The organism is Paraburkholderia sp. BR10923 (assembly GCF_040948765.1).
In the GTDB taxonomy this organism is placed as follows: domain Bacteria; phylum Pseudomonadota; class Gammaproteobacteria; order Burkholderiales; family Burkholderiaceae; genus Paraburkholderia; species Paraburkholderia youngii.
On sequence record NZ_JBFPKO010000026.1, the window covers coordinates 1 to 15,860 of the forward strand.

Below are 15,860 nucleotides of genomic sequence, written 5' to 3' on the forward strand. Positions count from 1 at the left end.
CTTTCACCGGATCGTCAACAGGTTTTTATCACTTGCTTAACCTGCCCACGCCGCTGAAGCCCTCGCCAACAAAGGCTTCCCGCCTCTCCGCGCCCCGGCGTCCGGAGCACGAAAGAGCGGAATTCTAATCGCCGCGGCCAGAACTTGCAAGTGATATCCTGGGGTTTTCCTTAAGGGGTCTTCCCCACTCGGCCCGGATCGTCTATCGCTGGCGTTTTGACTTCTGGCGCCACCGTCTGCGCCCCGGATGCGCCGATCGTCCAATCATGCAGCACGGTATGAGCGACCGCCAACAACGTTGGGCCGATGAAAACACCAAGAAACCCAAACGCAAACGCGCCGCCGAGGATGCCAAGCATGACCAGAATCAGGGGCATGTCACTGTTCTTGCCAATCAGGATCGGCTTGATGACGTTGTCCGCCATGCCGACTACAAGCAGACCCCATACAACCAGAAAAATCGCCCATCCAGTCGACCCGCCCTGATAGAGCCAGATCGCTGCCGGCAACCAGACAACGACCGGACCGCCCGGTATCACCGACAGAAAAAACGTCACGAGCCCGAGCAACGCCGGCGCCGGCACGCCCGCCATCCAGAAACCGAATCCCGCGAGAACCCCCTGCACCAGGGCCGTACCAAGAATCCCGTAGACCACACCCTTCACGGTGCTGCCCGCCAGCGCCAGCAGATACTCGGCGCGCTCACCGGCAACTCGACGCATGCCAGCGTTCAGCCATGCACCCGCCCCCTCGCCCCCGGTATAAAAGAAGAACGCAAGCACGATGCTCAGCGCGAGCAGCCCCAGCCCATGCGTCACCGCCAGCGCCGCCGCCAGAATCCACTTGCCAGCCGGCGCGGCGAGTGTGCGCAACTGCGCAATCAGCTCAGAATTGCTGCTTGTCAAGCGCTCCCAAAAAGCTTCGATGCTCGAACCAACCAGCGGAATCCGCTGTACCCACGGCGGCAGATCGGGCAACCCCGACTCGAACAGTCTTTCCACTAGCGCGACGATCTCGTGAACATGCGTGCCGAACGCGAAACCCGCATAGACGAACGGCCCGAGCACCACGACTAGAATGATCAGCACGATCAAGGCCGCGGCCAGCTTGCGCCGGCCACCAACCACGCCAGTGAGTCGCCGGTAGAGTCCCCAGGAGCTGTAGCTGAGGATAGCGCCCCACAGCAGCGCGGTCGTAAATGGCGCCAGCACTAGCAGCGACCCACCCACGAGCACAATCAACGCGAATACGGCGGCTAGTCGCTCGATTAATTGGTCCGATTTCACAATGGATCTCCTGTTGCGCCAGACGTGGCGATGAAATGACACACGCCCGTCAGGCGCCCGCTAAACGCCGTAAGTATAGAAGCGAGTCGGGCGTCCGGGGTGTCGTATCCCATCCCGCCAGGGCGTTACGAGTCGCGTGCGACGTGCCAGCGGCGAATGCATTTTTTTAGATGAAAGAGTTCGAATCTGCCCGAAGATTGCCGACCAAGCCATATAGCTGCCTGGAAAAGACTAGAATATAAGGTTCCGTGCCCCCAATTTTTCTGGATTTATGCGCTCGCGAATCGCCAAACGTCTCCCTCCCGACGCCGACAAGCTCGTCGGTCTCTCGCTCGCGCTTTTCGCGTCGGGCAGCCGTACCGAAGATCGCTTCTGGGAAGCGAAGCTCGACGCGCTGCTGGCCAAAGTCGTGCGCAACGCCAACCAGACTACGCTGGACGCCGCGCTCGACCATCTGCAGCAAAACCATCCGGATGCCTACGGCGCGCTGGCCGACATGGCGGAAACGCATAGCGAATCGTTCGTCATCGAACACGAAGGCGTGTCTTACGAAGCGCTGCTGATCGCAGCTCCCGTGCTCGCCTGGACCCGCTACGTGATCCCGTCCGGCCCGCTCAAGTCCGACGCCGCCGACGCCCTGCGCGCGCACCTGCAAGCGCACGTGCTCGCCGCGAACACGCGAGTGGCAATGGCTCCGTTCCTGTACAGCATCGACCAGTTGCCGCGCCATCACGTCGAAACCTGGCGCATCGCCCAGCAACTTGCGCAAGCCGCGGTCAGCGGCGGCAACGCGAAGCTCAATTTCGGCGAACTGCCGGAGACCTCGCCGATTCTGGCGGACCCGCGCTTTCTGCTTGCCGTAGTCGCCGCGCCCGTCGGCGAAGCGACGTTTCGGTGGCAGGAAGAAGAGCACGGCACGCGGATCGAGCGCGGCCAATGTCTCGAGCAATGGGCCACGCAAGGCGGCGCGAACCTATCGGTCGTGCTGCCGGGCTGTGAATTCGAATGTCTGCTGCCGGATGCTTACTACTCGGCCTGCCGCGACGCCGACGAAAGCGTGCGTCCGCACACTGTGCGGACCGCCGTGCGTTATCTTTTCGACACCATTGGCGCGGCGCCGCAGGATCTGCGCGCGGTGGTCGCCGGCTTCGGTGAACGGCGCATCGATGAGTACCGCGTCGGCTTCACGCGCAAGGGCAGCAACGATGTGATCTACGGTGTCGTGTGGCCGCTCTACGGCCGCGAAAACGGCGAGGCGGGCATCGACGAGGAGCCGGAAGAAGTCACCGGCTCGGACGAGCCGCTGGAGGAAATCGTCGCGCTGCTGAAGGAAACCGGCATCACGGATGTGCGCCGCCACGCGGGCCGCTTCGAGCCGGAATATTGCGACGACTGCGGCGTGCCGCTGTATGCGGACCCGCTAGGCGAAATCGTCCACGCGGAAATGCCCGAGGACGCCGAGCCCGCGCAACCACATTTCCACTAATCCCGCGTCCGCATCCCCACCTTATCGCGAAAAAACCCCGTCTATACGGGGCTTTTTTCGTTGAATGTCCGCTTTTCTTATGCCTTTTGGACAGCCGTCAAAACGGAGGGAATTTGTCATCATAGGCACGGTGACGCATCGCCGTGCTCGGGTCAGCTTTACGAATCCCACAGATGCGTCGCGCCATTTCGCCCGATACATCTGGAGACATGCATGCGCTTCGCGATTCTCAATTCAAATGCAGAACGACGTGATGGACTCAAAGCCTTGCTGCGGCAGATCGACCGGCTGGCGCGCTTCACCGAGGCCGACGAATGGCGTCTGCTCGAACGTCCTTTCAAGCGTTATCGGCCGGATCTCGTCGTGATCGACTGGGAGGACTGGATGTCGGTTGCACAAGTTCGCGCGCTGCTCAGCCACTTCCCCGACCTGCGCATCAGCGTGCTCACCGACGGGACCTTGCCCGCGCTCGTGCGTGCGCTGATGGACGAGGGTGTGCTCGGCGTCGTTCCACGCGACACCGATCCCTGCCTGATCGTGCGCGCATTGGAAATGGTGCTGCTCGGCGGTCACTACGTGCCGCCCGGCGCGCTGGCGATCGATCCGCCGCTGCCGACCGACACCACGATCCGCACGTTCGATGAAGAAAGTCCGCCGCCCCGCCGCAACAAACTCTCGAGCGGGCTGTCGCCGCGGCAAGAGCAGATCATGCGCTGCGTGCACATGGGCAGCACCAACAAGATGATCGCCCGCACGCTCGGCATTAGCGAAGGCACGGTCAAGATCCACCTGACGAGCATATTCCAGCAACTCGGCGCACCCAATCGCGCCGCCGCGGTCGCGCTTTACAACGGCTGGCTCACGAATCATTTGCAAGTGCTGCGCAACAACGGCGAGCACGGCGCGCAGCCGGTCATACGCGGGCAGCCTGGCCCGGTTCCGCTCCGGCGACGCCAACGCGCGCGCTTCCAGTACCCGTTGCCCGGCAGCGACACCAGCAGCGCGCTGCCGATGGCCGCGGAGCCCGCCACTTCGTACGGTGAGACCCCACACGGCAAGCCCGCGCGGAAGTCGGTCAGGCCGGACTCCGCATGACGCGGGTCGCGCCGCGCGTACGGTTAGAACATCCGCATGTCCGCAGCGGCATGCGCGCAGCGTCGAGGGCGGGCTGGCATGGAATCCGCTCACACCTTTTGTCGTCCAACGAGTAATATGAGACTCATGGGTTTCCTCTACACACCGCTTCCGTTCTGGGTCGCTGTCGGTGGCTGGATTGCCACCGCGATGGTGATCGCGCTCGCGCTGTGGAAAAATCCTTTCAAAAGACTTCAGGACGGCACGCTCCAGCATGTCTGGCTCGCAATAATCGTCGCGGTGTCGGTGCTGTGGGCGAGCAACGCCTGGCTCGACGACGGCACCGTGATGCACCTTCTCGGCGCCACGCTCGTCGTCACGCTATTCGACTGGGGACTCGCCCTGATCGCGATGGCGCTGGTCACGGGCCTCGCCGCCATCGTCTTCGATGCGCCGTGGCAAGGCATCGCGCTGACGTTCCTCGTGTACGGCGCCCTGCCCGTCGCCGTGTCGACCTTGCTCCAGCGCATCTGCACCGCGTGGCTGCCGCGCAACCTTTTCATGTTCATCTTCGGCCAGGGTTTCGTTTCGCCCGCCATCGCCGTGTCCTTCACCGCCGCGGCTGCGCTCGGCCTCCATGTCGCGGTGTCCGGCGGTTCGATGACCGTGGTGCCGGTCGGCTACGCGCTCAGCGTGCTGCTGCTCGCCACCGGCGAAGCATGGTTCACCGGCATGGCGACCGCGTTGATCGCGGTCTATCGTCCGGCGTGGGTTACCACCTACGACGTGCGGCGCTATCGCCTGGGCGGCCCGCGCACCTGAGAATGCGCGCTTTGGCGTCGCGTGCGGCGGATCTGTGACAATCAGCGCCTCGTCGCTGGAGACTTTCCGGGCACGCCAATCAGGACAAGACAGAATATTTGCAGCAAGATTGAACTCAACCCTTGCGCGGGGCATCTTATTTGCCTCATCTCCCATTTGCGTCTAAAGAACTAGATGGATCGCACCAATGTACCGAGCCGGTTGCTGCGGGCGATCGGCCGGTTGGCAGCCTGCGCAGCGAGTCTCTCGCTCATCTGCGCGGCTCCCGCATTCGCTGATCAGCTCGAACAGCACAACGACCTCGTCAAAAGATTTATCACCGAAATGCACGCGGATCCGCTCGTCGCGGACTGCGCCGCGCATGGCGACTTCGTCGCGAGCACGTCGACCGCGTTCGACCACGTCGAATTTCCGTCCAGTTCGTTCGACAGCGCGCACTCGTCCGTCACGCCGTGGAATGACTCGTTCGACGAAGGCAAGCAGCGCGTCAAGGTGGACAGTATCGTCACCGTCGAAGGCGTCGGTGTGCGCCAGAACAACTCGGGCGAGCCCGCCGATCTGAAATTCCGCTGCGGCTACGTGGGATCGCAAATGCTCGCGTTCAGCTGGAACGACCCGGTACCGCCGAACCGCGCGCGCAGCGAGGGATCGGGCAAGCACAAAAGCGGCAAAGGCAAGCACGCGGTCGGCGGCAAGACGCCGAAGAAGTCGTCGAAGTCAGGCTCGGGCCAATCGTCGCGCACGACGTCGAGCAAATCGGCAAACAAGAGCTCGAAGAAGAAGAGCTAACCGCATCTGGCGCTGATCGAGCCGCGCCAGCGTCCGATCAGTCGCCCCAATAAAAAAGAGGCACGCACTTTTTCCGTGCGTGCCTCTTTTTTGTGTCCAGCCGTCCGCTTATTCAGGCGAACGTCTCCATGTGACGCAAAATCGCCTGCAACATTGCGGCGCCAAGCGACGCGCTGCGCTCACCGTTCCAGCCCACGCGTTCGTCGGGCAGATTCGCGTTGTCCTTGAACGGCATTTCCAACGTCAACGACAGACAGCCGAATTCATTGCCAATGTACTTTGACGCAAGCTTCAACGCATCCTCGCGATACTTGCTCGCCGCATAGCCATACTTGTCCTGAAAATCCGGACTCGCGTGCTTGAACGCGTCGATGAACGCCTTCTGCTCGCGCCCCTGCCGCTCGGTGAAGCCCGGCAGCATTTCGGAGCCCGCGACGAACACATACGGCAAAGCCTCGTCGCCGTGAATATCGAAGAACAGGTCGCAGCCTGTCGCGTGGATCGCGTCGCGCACCACCAGCACCTCGGGACTGCGCGCGGCGTCCGGCTCCATCCATTCGCGATTCAGGTTCGCGCCGGCCGCGTTGGTGCGCAGATTGCCGCGCACGCTGCCGTCCGGATTCATGTTCGGCACGATGTGAAACACCGCGTGATCGTACAGCTTGCGCGCGACCGGGTCGCCCGCCCAGTCTCCCCAGCCCACGAGGCGCTTCACCAACCCTTCGATAAACCACTCGGCCATCGTCTCGCCCGGATGCTGGCGAGCGATCAGCCAGATGTTCTTTTTGGGCGCGGCGTTGGCGGCATCGTCCGCGGGCGGCGTGCCGAGCGTGAGCAGCGAAATCGGCCGCCCTTCGACCGTCTTGCCGAGCTCGGTCAGCGACGCGTGCGGCATCTGCTGCACGGCGCCGAGAAACTCGGCATGTCGCTCCTCGCTGTACGGTTCGAAGTACGCGTAATAGATGCTGTCGAAATCGGGCGTATGGTCGATCGTCAGCACGCGGCCGTCGTACGAGGTCGGCACGCGAAACCAGTTCACGCGGTCATAGCTCGCGACTGCCCGATAGTCGCGCCAGCCCTCCGCGAACGCGCACGCGGCGGCGTTCTCGAAGCTCATCACGCAGCGCTCGCCCGCCGCGCCCGACAGGCGGAAATAGAACCACTGCGCGAACTCGGCGTGGCTGTCGGGCCGCACGCGCAGGCGAATATTGCCGGCGTCCTCGCAGGACAGCACATCGATTGCGCCTGCGTCGAAATTGCTCGTAATCGATAAGGTCATCAGAGTCTTCCTGATTGCACGCTGCTTTTTTAGCGCAGCGGCCTGCTCATTCCGCAACGCGGCGGCGAAATACGAAAGTGGAGTCGTTCGAAGCTTCGGCGCTGAACGCGTAGCCTTCGGCGTCGAAGTCCTTCAGTTGCTCGGGACGATCGAGGCGGTTTTCCACCGCGAAGCGCGCCATCAAGCCCCGCGCGCGTTTTGCATGGAAGCTGATGATCTTGTAGCGGCCGCCCTTCCAGTCTTCGAACACCGGCGTGACCACCGGCGCGTCGAGCAGCTTCGGCTTGACCGATTTGAAGTATTCGCCCGACGCGCAATTGACCAGCACGCGCGAGGTGTCCGCATTCTTCTCCAACTGCGCGTTCAACGCGTGCGTGATCCGCTCGCCCCAGAACGCGTATAGATCCTTGCCGCGCGGATTGACGAAGCGCGTGCCCATTTCGAGCCGGTACGGCTGCAGCAGATCCAGCGGACGCAGCAGGCCATAGAGGCCAGACAGAACGCGCACATGATTTTGCGCATAGTCGAGATCGGCCGACGACAACGACTTCGCATCGAAACCTTCGTACACGTCGCCGTTGAAAGCGAGCACCGCCTGCTTGGCGTTGTGCGTGCCGAATTGCGGCGACCAGTCCGCGTAACGCTGAAAATTGAGGTGCGCGAGCTGATCGGAAATACTCATCAGCGAAGCGATCTGTTGCGGCGACAAACGGCGCAGGCCGCTGATCAGTTCAGCGGCGTCATCGACGAAATCGGGGATCGTGTGCTTTTTGACGTGCGGCGGGGTGTCGTAGTCGAGCGATTTCGCCGGCGACAGAACGATTATCATAGAGGCTTGCAGGCACGCCGTGCCTGGCGGTCAAAGACGAAAGCCCGATTGTAACGAATGCCCCGTTCCCTCGCCTCAAGCGGCGCGTTGCGCGTCGTACTCGATTCCAATGTGTGGATCGATATTCTCGTATTCGACGACCCGCACACGCGGCCGATCGCCGCCGCGCTCGAAAGTGGCGCGCTTACCGCGCTAATCGACGCGCGTTGCCTCGCCGAGCTCGCCTACGTGCTCGACTATCCACAGTTCGCGCATCGCAACGTCGACAAAGCGGCTGCGCTCGCGGTGGTCGCGCGGCTGGCCCAACTGTTCGAGCCGCCTGCGCCATCCGAGCCGACCGAGTCCACCGATCACGCCCGGCCACTGCCCCAATGCAAGGATCGCGACGACCAGAAGTTTCTCGAGCTCGCGCATGCGGCACGGGCCGACTGGCTCGTGTCGAAAGACCGTGCGGTGTTGAAGCTCGCGAAACGCATCGCGCGCGATTTCGGCTTCAGGATCGCCCCGCCGGCACCGTTCGCCGCGGAAGTCGGCATCGTGCAGAATGCTGGGGGCGAGGCCGTCAGCGCGTGAAGCCGGCCGCCCGTAGGTAACGCCCGCGGCGCGCACAGCGTGTCGCGATTCCCTACAATCAGGCTTCGCCCATCGCAACACAGTTCGAGAATCCGGACAAACCAGGCCCACCTTATCGCCCCGCTACCCACGACGCCATGAACGCACCGCACGACACGCCCACGAGCCCCACGTTTCCGTCTCGCCTGCCGAACGTCGGCACGACGATTTTCACCGTGATGAGCGCGCTCGCCGCGGAAAAAGGCGCGGTCAACCTGGGTCAGGGCTTTCCCGACTTCGCCTGCGATCCGCGCATCGTCGAGGCGGTCGCGAACGCGATGCGCGAGGGCCACAACCAATATCCGCCGATGGCCGGCGTGCTGCCGCTGCGTCAGGCGATTTCGGACAAGATCGCGAATCTGTACGGCCGCCGCTACGACGCGAACAGCGAAATTACCGTCACCGCGGGCGCCACGCAGGCGTTGCTGACCGCGATTCTTTGCACGGTCCATGCGGGCGACGAAGTGATCGTGATCGAACCGACCTACGACAGCTATCTGCCGTCGATCGAACTGGCGGGCGGCAAGCCGGTCTTCGTCACGCTCGACGCACCCGACTACGCAATCCCGTTCGACAAGCTCGCCGCCGCGATCACGCCGAAGACGCGGCTGATCATGATCAACACGCCGCACAATCCGACCGGCACGGTATGGCGCGAACAGGATATGCGCAAGCTCGAGGAGATCGTGCGCGGCACCAACGTGCTGATCCTGTCCGACGAGGTGTACGAGCACATGGTCTACGACGGCGCGCCGCATGAAAGCGTCGCGCGTTACCCGGAACTCGCGCAGCGCAGCTTCGTCGTGTCGAGCTTCGGCAAGACCTACCACGTGACCGGCTGGAAAGTCGGCTATGTGGCCGCGCCCGCCGCGCTGAGCGCCGAGTTCCGCAAGGTGCACCAGTTCAACGTGTTCACCGTCAACACGCCGATGCAGATCGGCCTCGCGGATTACATGTTGGACCCGGCGCCGTATGTGGAGCTACCGGCGTTCTATCAGCGCAAGCGCGATTTCTTCCGCGCGGGCCTCGCGAATTCGCGCTTCCGCTTGCTGCCGTGCACGGGCACGTACTTTCAGTGCGTCGACTATTCTGCGATCAGCGACCTGCCTGAAGCCGAATTCGCGCAATGGCTGACCGGCGAGATCGGCGTCGCGGCGATTCCGGTCTCGGCGTTCTATCACGAGGCTCACGAGTCGGGCGTCGTGCGCTTCTGCTTCGCCAAGCAGGAGGGCACGCTCGCTACCGCGCTCGAACGGCTCACGCGGCTCTAGGATGCCTTGCGCGATGCCACGAACGAACCTGCGTTCCTCGCCATCGCGCTTTGCGGCACGGATGTGCCCTTCACACCCATGCGCGCTTCACCGCACTGCCGTCATCGCCTCAGGACGCCCGCGACGCCGCGACACAGGCCTTGCGATCCTCGGTCACGCGCTGCGCAGCCGGCCGCGCGTTGATCGTCTTCACGTAGCTCTTCCAGTCGATCCCCGCTTCGAGCAGAAAATCGCGGCCGTAAATGGTCTGTGTCGCCATACCGACGAGCGGCAGGCTCACGTAACCGGCGGTATCCGCGACGCTGAATTGCTCGCCGCACAGATACGGTGCGAACTTTGCGATCCGCTTGAAGCCGGCGATGTGATGCGTGAGCAGCTTCTCGACGCGCCCTTTCGTCGCGTCGCTGACCGTGCCGCCGAAAAACGCTTCCTTGTACAGATTGCGCACCGTCAACTCGAGATGCACATCGACGAAGAAGATCATTTCGCGCTCCTTGGCGGCCTGCCACGGATCGGCGGAGAAGATCCGCTTGTCGGGAAACCGCGCGGCCAGGTACTCGACGATGCACTGCGACTCGCACAGATCGCCGTGCTCGGTCTGCAGATATGGCACCTTGCCGAGCGGCGAATGCTCGAGCAGCGCTTCGTCCTGGCTCGGCTTCACGAGGTGCTCCTCGAACTCGATGCGATGCTCGAGCAGCACGAACTTGACCTTGTTGTAGTAGTTGGAAAGTGCAAAACCGCACAGCTTGATCATCGGGTGTCTCCTTGTGTCATGGTGTGTGAGACCGCGCGTCGAGGTCGAAGCAGCGACTTTACATCGAATCATCCAGGAAACTGAACGATCGTGCTATTCTAAAATAACCATGGAGTCGGGCATCTCAATGAACTCTCGCAAATTCAGCATCGAGACCATCGGCATCGTCGGCACTGGCGCGATGGGCCGCGGGATCGCGCAGATCGCGGCGCTCGCTGGCCTGCGTGTGCGGCTCTACGACACCAACGCGGCCGCCGTCGGCGCCGCGCGCGACTATCTCGCGGAGACTTTCGCCAAATTGACGGCCAAAGGCAAGCTCGAGCAGTCGCGCTCGCTCGCCGCGCTCGCCAACGTCAGCGGCGTGCAGGCGGTGAGCGAACTGGTCGGCTGCGATCTGATCGTCGAGGCGATCGTCGAAAAGCTCGAGGTGAAGCAGGCACTGTTTCGCGAGCTCGAAACCGTGGTCAGCGGCCGCTGCATCCTCGCGTCGAATACGTCGTCGCTGTCGATCACCGCGATTGCCGCGGGCTGCACCGATCCGTCACGCGTGGTCGGCTATCACTTCTTCAATCCGGTGCCGCTCATGAAGGTCGTCGAAGTGATCGACGGCCTGCGCAGCGACCCCGAGGCCGGCGACGCGCTGATGGATCTCGCCCGCCGTATGGGCCACACGCCGGTGCGCGCGAAGGACATGCCCGGCTTCATCGTCAATCACGCGGGCCGCGGCATGAATACCGAGGGCTTGCGCGTGGCGAGCGAAGGTATCGCGAGCTTTGCGGACATCGATCGCATCATGCGCGAGCAGGCCGGCTTTCGCCTCGGCCCATTCGAACTGATGGACTTGACCGCGCTCGACGTGTCGCATCCGGTGATGGAGTCGATCTATCACCAGTTCTACGAAGAACCGCGTTACACGCCGTCGCCGATTACGGGCACGCGGCTGTCGGGCGGACTGCTCGGCCGCAAGAGCGGCGAAGGTTTTTATCGCTACGTGGACGGCAAACAACAGGTTCCCGCCGAAGCACCCGCGCCGGCCACGCTGCCGCAAAGCGTGTGGGTCAGCCGGCGCTATCGCGACGCGTATGAGGCCGTCGTGCAACTGGTCAGCAAAGCGGGCGTGAAGCTCGACGAGGGCGAGACGCCCGCCGCCGGTTCGCTGATCGTCGTCACGCCATTCGGCCACGACGCGACCACCGCCGCGGTCGACGAAGCGCTCGACGCGAGCCGCGTCGTCGCCGTCGACGCACTCTTCCCGCTCGTCGGCGCGCAACGCCGCACGCTGATGACCACGCCGGCCACGACACGCGCCGCGCGCGACAGCGCGCATGCGCTGTTCGCCGCCGACGGCATCCCCGTCACCGTGATCCGCGATTCGACCGGCTTCGTCGCGCAGCGGGTGGTCGCGACAATCGTCAATATCGGCTGCGATATTGCGCAAAAGCAGATCGCGACGCCGCAGGACATCGACCTTGCCGTGATGCTCGGTCTCGGCTATCCGCGCGGACCGCTCGCGCTCGGTGATGCGCTCGGCGCCGCCACCATTCTCACGATCCTGCGCAACATGCACAGCGTGCTCGGCGAACCGCGCTATCGGCCGTCGCCGTGGCTCGCAAGACGCGCGCAACTCGGCCTCTCGCTCACCCAGCAAGACGCCGCCGACATTCAAACGGAGACCCAATCATGAGCGCCGCCCTGCTCGCTTCGCGCCCCGCCCGCAGCGAATCCACGCTGGTCCTCACGCTCTCGAATCCCGGTGCGCGCAATGCGCTGCATCCGGATATGTACGCGGCCGGCATCGAGGCATTCGATACCGTCGAGCGCGATCCGTCGATTCGCGCCGTCGTGATCACCGGCGCCGACGACTTCTTCTGCGCGGGCGGCAACCTGAACCGGCTGCTCGAAAATCGCGCGAAAGATCCGTCCGTGCAGGCCGATAGCATCGACATGCTCGCGCAATGGATCTCGGCGCTGCGCCTGTCGTCGAAGCCGGTCATTGCCGCGGTGGAAGGCGCGGCGGCCGGCGCGGGATTTTCGCTCGCGCTCGCCTGCGATCTGATCGTCGCGGCGGACAACGCCAAGTTCGCGATGTCGTACGCGCGCGTCGGCTTGACGCCCGACGGCGGCGGCTCGTGGTTCCTCGCGCAGTCGCTGCCGCGCCAACTGGCCACCGAGGTACTGATCGAAGCCAAACCGATCGGCGCCGCGCGTCTGCACGAACTCGGCGTCGTCAACCGGCTCACCAAAGCCGGCGCCGCGCTCGATAACGCGCTCGCGTGGGCCGACGAGCTCGGCGCGATTTCGCCCAATTCGGTCTCCCGCATCAAAGGGCTGATCGCCGCGGCCGGCACGCAGCCGCTCGCGGATCACCTGGTCGCCGAGCGCGATAACTTCGTCGCGTCGCTGCATCATCGCGACGGTCTCGAAGGCATCAGCGCGTTCCTCGAAAAGCGCGCGCCGATTTACAGATAAGCGACGAGAGAGCCGCCCGACATGCCCGACTATCAACTGCCGAAACGGCGCCGCATCTTCCTGATGCGTCACGGCGACGTCACCTACTTCGACGACTCCGGCCGCGCGATCGATCCCGAAACCGTGCCGCTGAACGCGAACGGCCGCGAGCAGGCGAGCGCGGCGGGCCGCGTGTTCGCCGAGCAGCAGGTGCGCTTCGACCGCGTGATCGTCAGCGGCTTGCCGCGCACGATCGAAACCGCGCGGCGCGTGCTCGTCGAAACGGGTCAGCAGGTCGAACCCGAGATCGAGCCCGCGTTGCAGGAGATTCGCGGCGGGCGGCTCGGCAGCATTCCGCCGAGCGATATCGAGGCGGCGTTTCTCGGCGTGTTCGACGGCATCGTGCCGGAGAGCATGCGCTTTCTCGACGGCGAAACGATCGGCGAGCTGTTCGATCGCGTGCTGCCGGCCGTCGCGGCGCTGCGCGAGGACACGTCGTGGGATACCGTACTGCTGGTGCTGCACGGCGGCGTCAATCGCGCGATCCTGTCGCACGCGCTGACGGCGGGCGGCCGCACCTTCTTCGGTCATCTGTCGCAGGCGACCGGCTGCATCAATGCGCTCGACGTCGGCGCCGCGCCGCGCGACTGGGTGCTGCGCATGCTCAACTATTCACCGCCGTCGCCGTTGCATCGCGACGTTCGCAACACCACGATGGAAATGCTCTACGCACAATTCATCCGATTCCAGCGTAGCTGACACCGAACTGGAGGAGACACATGGCGCAAGCCACGCAGACCGGCGAACCCGCAGGCAGACAGGACTACTCGGCTTTCGAGGGCACCCGCCCGGTCAACGACCGGCAACGTTTCGACCACGACGCGCTCGCCGCGTGGCTGGCAGGACATGTCGACGGCTTCGCGGCACCGCTCACGCTCGAGCAATTCGCGGGCGGACAATCCAATCCCACGTTCAAGCTGATCACGCCAAAGCGCTCGTACGTGATGCGCGCGAAGCCCGGCCCCGCCGCGAAGCTGCTGCCGTCCGCGCATGCGATCGAACGCGAATATCGCGTGATGCACGCGCTCGCCGGCACCGACGTGCCGGTCGCGCGGATGCTCGCACTGTGCGAGGACGAAAGCGTGATCGGCCGCGCGTTCTACGTGATGGAGTTCGTCGAAGGCCGCGTGCTGTGGGACCAATCGCTGCCCGGCATGACGGCGACCGAGCGCGCCGCAATCTATGACGAAATGAATCGCGTGATCGCGGCGTTGCACAGCGTCGACGTCGCCGCCGCCGGCCTCGCCGACTACGGCAAGCCAGGCAATTACTTCGCGCGCCAGATCGGCCGCTGGAGCAAGCAATATCTGGCATCCGAGACCGAACCGATCGACGCGATGCATCGGCTGATCGACTGGCTGCCGCAGCATATGCCGGCTGAAACGAACGAGCGCGTGTCGGTCGTGCACGGCGACTACCGGCTCGACAACCTGATCTTCGATCGCAACGAGCCGCGCGTGCTCGCGGTGCTCGACTGGGAACTGTCGACGCTCGGCGATCCGCTCGCCGACTTCGCGTATCACTGCATGGCGTGGCATGTCGACCCGGCACAGTTCCGCGGCATCGCGGGACTCGATTGGGCCGCGCTCGGCATTCCCGATGAAGCGCGGTACGTCGAGCGTTATTGCCAACGCACTGGCCTCGAGATTCGTGGCGACTGGAATTTCTATCTGGCCTACAACATGTTCCGCATCGCCGCGATCCTGCAAGGGATCATGAAGCGCGCCGTCGACGGTACCGCGTCGAGCGCGCAGGCGCTCGACGCCGGCCGGCGCGCGAAGCCGATGGCCGAACTGGCCTGGCATTACGCGCAGAAGGTTCTCTAGGCACGAGGGCTCGCCCTGCTTCCGATTATTCGCAGTCCGTTACCCGCGAGGTCCCAGATGAATTTCGATTACACCCCGAAGGTCCAGGCGTTGCGCGAAAAACTGCTCGCCTTTTTCGACGAGCACATTTACCCGAACGAGCAGGCGTTCTATGCGGAGATCGCGCGCAATCGCCAGAACGGCAACGCGTGGGTACCCACCGAACTGATCGAACAGCTGAAGCAGAAGGCGCGCGATGCCGGCCTGTGGAATCTGTTCCTACCGCAATCGGAGCGCGGCGCCGGCCTGACGAATCTCGAATACGCGCCGCTGTGCGAGATCATGGGCCGCGTGCCCTGGGCGCCCGAAGTGTTCAACTGCAACGCGCCGGACACCGGCAACATGGAGACGATCGAGCGCTACGGCAGCGAAGACAACAAGCGCGAGTGGCTCGAACCGCTGCTGCAAGGGCAGATCCGTTCGGCGTTTCTGATGACGGAGCCGGAGGTCGCGTCGTCGGATGCGACGAATATCCAGACCAGCATCGTGCGCGATGGCGACCACTACGTGATCAACGGCCACAAGTGGTGGTCGTCGGGTGCGGGCGACCCGCGCTGCGCGATCTATATCGTGATGGGCAAGACCGATCCCGACGCGCCGCGCCATCAGCAGCAGTCGATGATCCTCGTGCCCGCCGACGCCACCGGCATCACCGTGCATCGTCCGCTCACGGTGTTCGGTTACGACGATGCGCCGCACGGCCACATGGAGATCACGCTCGACAACGTGCGCGTGCCCGCCACCAACCTGCTGCTCGGCGAAGGCCGCGGCTTCGAAATCGCGCAAGGCCGTCTCGGCCCGGGGCGCATCCATCACTGCATGCGCCTGATCGGTCTCGCCGAACGCGCGCTCGAACTGATGGCTAAGCGCTCGCTGCAACGTGTCGCGTTCGGCAAGCCGGTTGCGTCGCAAGGCGTCACGCAGGAGCGTCTCGCCGAAGCGCGCTGCATGATCGAGCAGGCGCGTCTGCTCACGTTGAAGACCGCGTATATGATGGACACCGTCGGCAACAAGGGCGCGCGCGGCGAGATCGCGATGATCAAGGTGGTCGCGCCGAACATGGCGTGTCAGGTGATCGACTGGGCGATTCAGGCGCACGGCGGCGGCGGTGTCAGCGACGATTTCCCGCTCGCGTATGCGTATGCGTCGGCGCGCACGCTGCGTTTCGCCGACGGCCCCGATGAAGTGCACCGCAACGCGATCGCCAAGCTCGAACTCGCGCGTCATATGGATGCGGGTGCGGCGGCTCGCGTGGAAATGCCGGTCACGCGGGTTTGAGTGC

15 protein-coding genes are annotated in these 15,860 nt (G+C 64.0%); 11 read left to right on the plus strand and 4 right to left on the minus strand.

Annotation, left to right across the window (positions count from 1 at the left end):
- Positions 1–170: 170 nt before the first annotated feature.
- Positions 171–1,286, minus strand: a complete 1,116-nt coding sequence (locus AB3X94_RS33440) for an AI-2E family transporter (protein ID WP_176109096.1) — start codon at positions 1,284–1,286, stop codon at positions 171–173.
- Positions 1,287–1,557: 271 nt separating this feature from the next.
- Here AB3X94_RS33440 and AB3X94_RS33445 point away from each other — a divergent pair, with 271 nt between their 5' ends.
- The 4 genes from AB3X94_RS33445 (at position 1,558) to AB3X94_RS33460 (ending at position 5,457) form a co-directional block, all read left to right on the plus strand.
- Positions 1,558–2,772: a DUF2863 family protein gene (locus AB3X94_RS33445; RefSeq protein ID WP_176109097.1), complete on the plus strand. Its 1,215-nt coding sequence runs from the start codon at positions 1,558–1,560 to the stop codon at positions 2,770–2,772.
- 213 nt (positions 2,773–2,985) lie between these two features.
- Positions 2,986–3,867 (plus strand): response regulator transcription factor, encoded by an 882-nt coding sequence (locus tag AB3X94_RS33450; protein WP_176109098.1) that lies wholly within the window; start codon positions 2,986–2,988, stop codon positions 3,865–3,867.
- Positions 3,868–3,993: 126 nt separating this feature from the next.
- Positions 3,994–4,668: an energy-coupling factor ABC transporter permease gene (locus tag AB3X94_RS33455; protein ID WP_368613749.1), complete on the plus strand. Its 675-nt coding sequence runs from the start codon at positions 3,994–3,996 to the stop codon at positions 4,666–4,668.
- A gap of 174 nt (positions 4,669–4,842) precedes the next feature.
- Complete coding sequence (locus AB3X94_RS33460) at positions 4,843–5,457, plus strand: hypothetical protein (protein ID WP_368613750.1); 615 nt, start codon at positions 4,843–4,845, stop codon at positions 5,455–5,457.
- 112 nt (positions 5,458–5,569) lie between these two features.
- On the opposite strand, the gene AB3X94_RS33465 is transcribed toward AB3X94_RS33460, so the two are convergent.
- Both AB3X94_RS33465 and yaaA read right to left on the minus strand, forming a co-directional pair.
- Entirely contained in the window at positions 5,570–6,736 is a 1,167-nt protein-coding gene (locus tag AB3X94_RS33465) for a M14-type cytosolic carboxypeptidase (RefSeq protein WP_368613751.1), read from the minus strand.
- Positions 6,737–6,782: 46 nt separating this feature from the next.
- A complete protein-coding gene (gene yaaA, locus AB3X94_RS33470; protein WP_176109101.1) occupies positions 6,783–7,565 on the minus strand; it encodes a peroxide stress protein YaaA in 783 nt (260 codons plus the stop codon).
- Between the two features lie 57 nt (positions 7,566–7,622).
- Between yaaA and AB3X94_RS33475 the strand changes: the two genes are divergently transcribed.
- Positions 7,623–8,138 (plus strand): putative toxin-antitoxin system toxin component, PIN family, encoded by a 516-nt coding sequence (locus AB3X94_RS33475; RefSeq protein ID WP_176109102.1) that lies wholly within the window; start codon positions 7,623–7,625, stop codon positions 8,136–8,138.
- Positions 8,139–8,275: 137 nt separating this feature from the next.
- A complete protein-coding gene (locus AB3X94_RS33480) occupies positions 8,276–9,448 on the plus strand; it encodes a pyridoxal phosphate-dependent aminotransferase (RefSeq protein ID WP_368613752.1) in 1,173 nt (390 codons plus the stop codon).
- Between the two features lie 109 nt (positions 9,449–9,557).
- Here the strand turns inward: AB3X94_RS33480 and AB3X94_RS33485 are convergent, their stop codons facing one another.
- A complete protein-coding gene (locus AB3X94_RS33485) occupies positions 9,558–10,205 on the minus strand; it encodes a glutathione S-transferase family protein (RefSeq protein WP_176109104.1) in 648 nt (215 codons plus the stop codon).
- A 127-nt stretch (positions 10,206–10,332) separates the two neighbouring features.
- Between AB3X94_RS33485 and AB3X94_RS33490 the strand changes: the two genes are divergently transcribed.
- The 5 genes from AB3X94_RS33490 to AB3X94_RS33510 are packed head-to-tail and all read left to right on the plus strand — an operon-like array spanning position 10,333 to position 15,856.
- Positions 10,333–11,889 (plus strand): 3-hydroxyacyl-CoA dehydrogenase, encoded by a 1,557-nt coding sequence (locus AB3X94_RS33490; protein ID WP_368613753.1) that lies wholly within the window; start codon positions 10,333–10,335, stop codon positions 11,887–11,889.
- Positions 11,886–12,674, plus strand: coding sequence for an oxepin-CoA hydrolase, alternative type (locus tag AB3X94_RS33495; protein ID WP_368613754.1), 789 nt, complete (start codon positions 11,886–11,888; stop codon positions 12,672–12,674). The genes AB3X94_RS33490 and AB3X94_RS33495 overlap by 4 nt, the downstream gene beginning before the upstream one ends.
- 21 nt (positions 12,675–12,695) lie before the next feature.
- Positions 12,696–13,412: a histidine phosphatase family protein gene (locus AB3X94_RS33500; protein WP_176109107.1), complete on the plus strand. Its 717-nt coding sequence runs from the start codon at positions 12,696–12,698 to the stop codon at positions 13,410–13,412.
- A gap of 20 nt (positions 13,413–13,432) precedes the next feature.
- Positions 13,433–14,539: a phosphotransferase gene (locus AB3X94_RS33505; protein ID WP_176109108.1), complete on the plus strand. Its 1,107-nt coding sequence runs from the start codon at positions 13,433–13,435 to the stop codon at positions 14,537–14,539.
- 57 nt (positions 14,540–14,596) lie between these two features.
- Complete coding sequence (locus tag AB3X94_RS33510; protein WP_368590383.1) at positions 14,597–15,856, plus strand: acyl-CoA dehydrogenase family protein; 1,260 nt, start codon at positions 14,597–14,599, stop codon at positions 15,854–15,856.
- Positions 15,857–15,860: the final 4 nt, after the last annotated feature.

Coding starts and splice junctions, on each gene's coding strand:
- AB3X94_RS33500 (WP_176109107.1), top strand. CDS start 12,696: ATGCCCGACTATCAACTGCCGAAACGGCGCCGCATCTTCCTGATGCGT.
- yaaA (WP_176109101.1), bottom strand. CDS start 7,565: ATGATAATCGTTCTGTCGCCGGCGAAATCGCTCGACTACGACACCCCG.
- AB3X94_RS33455 (WP_368613749.1), top strand. CDS start 3,994: ATGGGTTTCCTCTACACACCGCTTCCGTTCTGGGTCGCTGTCGGTGGC.
- AB3X94_RS33505 (WP_176109108.1), top strand. CDS start 13,433: ATGGCGCAAGCCACGCAGACCGGCGAACCCGCAGGCAGACAGGACTAC.
- AB3X94_RS33460 (WP_368613750.1), top strand. CDS start 4,843: ATGGATCGCACCAATGTACCGAGCCGGTTGCTGCGGGCGATCGGCCGG.
- AB3X94_RS33465 (WP_368613751.1), bottom strand. CDS start 6,736: ATGACCTTATCGATTACGAGCAATTTCGACGCAGGCGCAATCGATGTG.
- AB3X94_RS33485 (WP_176109104.1), bottom strand. CDS start 10,205: ATGATCAAGCTGTGCGGTTTTGCACTTTCCAACTACTACAACAAGGTC.
- AB3X94_RS33510 (WP_368590383.1), top strand. CDS start 14,597: ATGAATTTCGATTACACCCCGAAGGTCCAGGCGTTGCGCGAAAAACTG.
- AB3X94_RS33495 (WP_368613754.1), top strand. CDS start 11,886: ATGAGCGCCGCCCTGCTCGCTTCGCGCCCCGCCCGCAGCGAATCCACG.
- AB3X94_RS33450 (WP_176109098.1), top strand. CDS start 2,986: ATGCGCTTCGCGATTCTCAATTCAAATGCAGAACGACGTGATGGACTC.
- AB3X94_RS33445 (WP_176109097.1), top strand. CDS start 1,558: ATGCGCTCGCGAATCGCCAAACGTCTCCCTCCCGACGCCGACAAGCTC.
- AB3X94_RS33490 (WP_368613753.1), top strand. CDS start 10,333: ATGAACTCTCGCAAATTCAGCATCGAGACCATCGGCATCGTCGGCACT.
- AB3X94_RS33480 (WP_368613752.1), top strand. CDS start 8,276: ATGAACGCACCGCACGACACGCCCACGAGCCCCACGTTTCCGTCTCGC.
- AB3X94_RS33475 (WP_176109102.1), top strand. CDS start 7,623: ATGCCCCGTTCCCTCGCCTCAAGCGGCGCGTTGCGCGTCGTACTCGAT.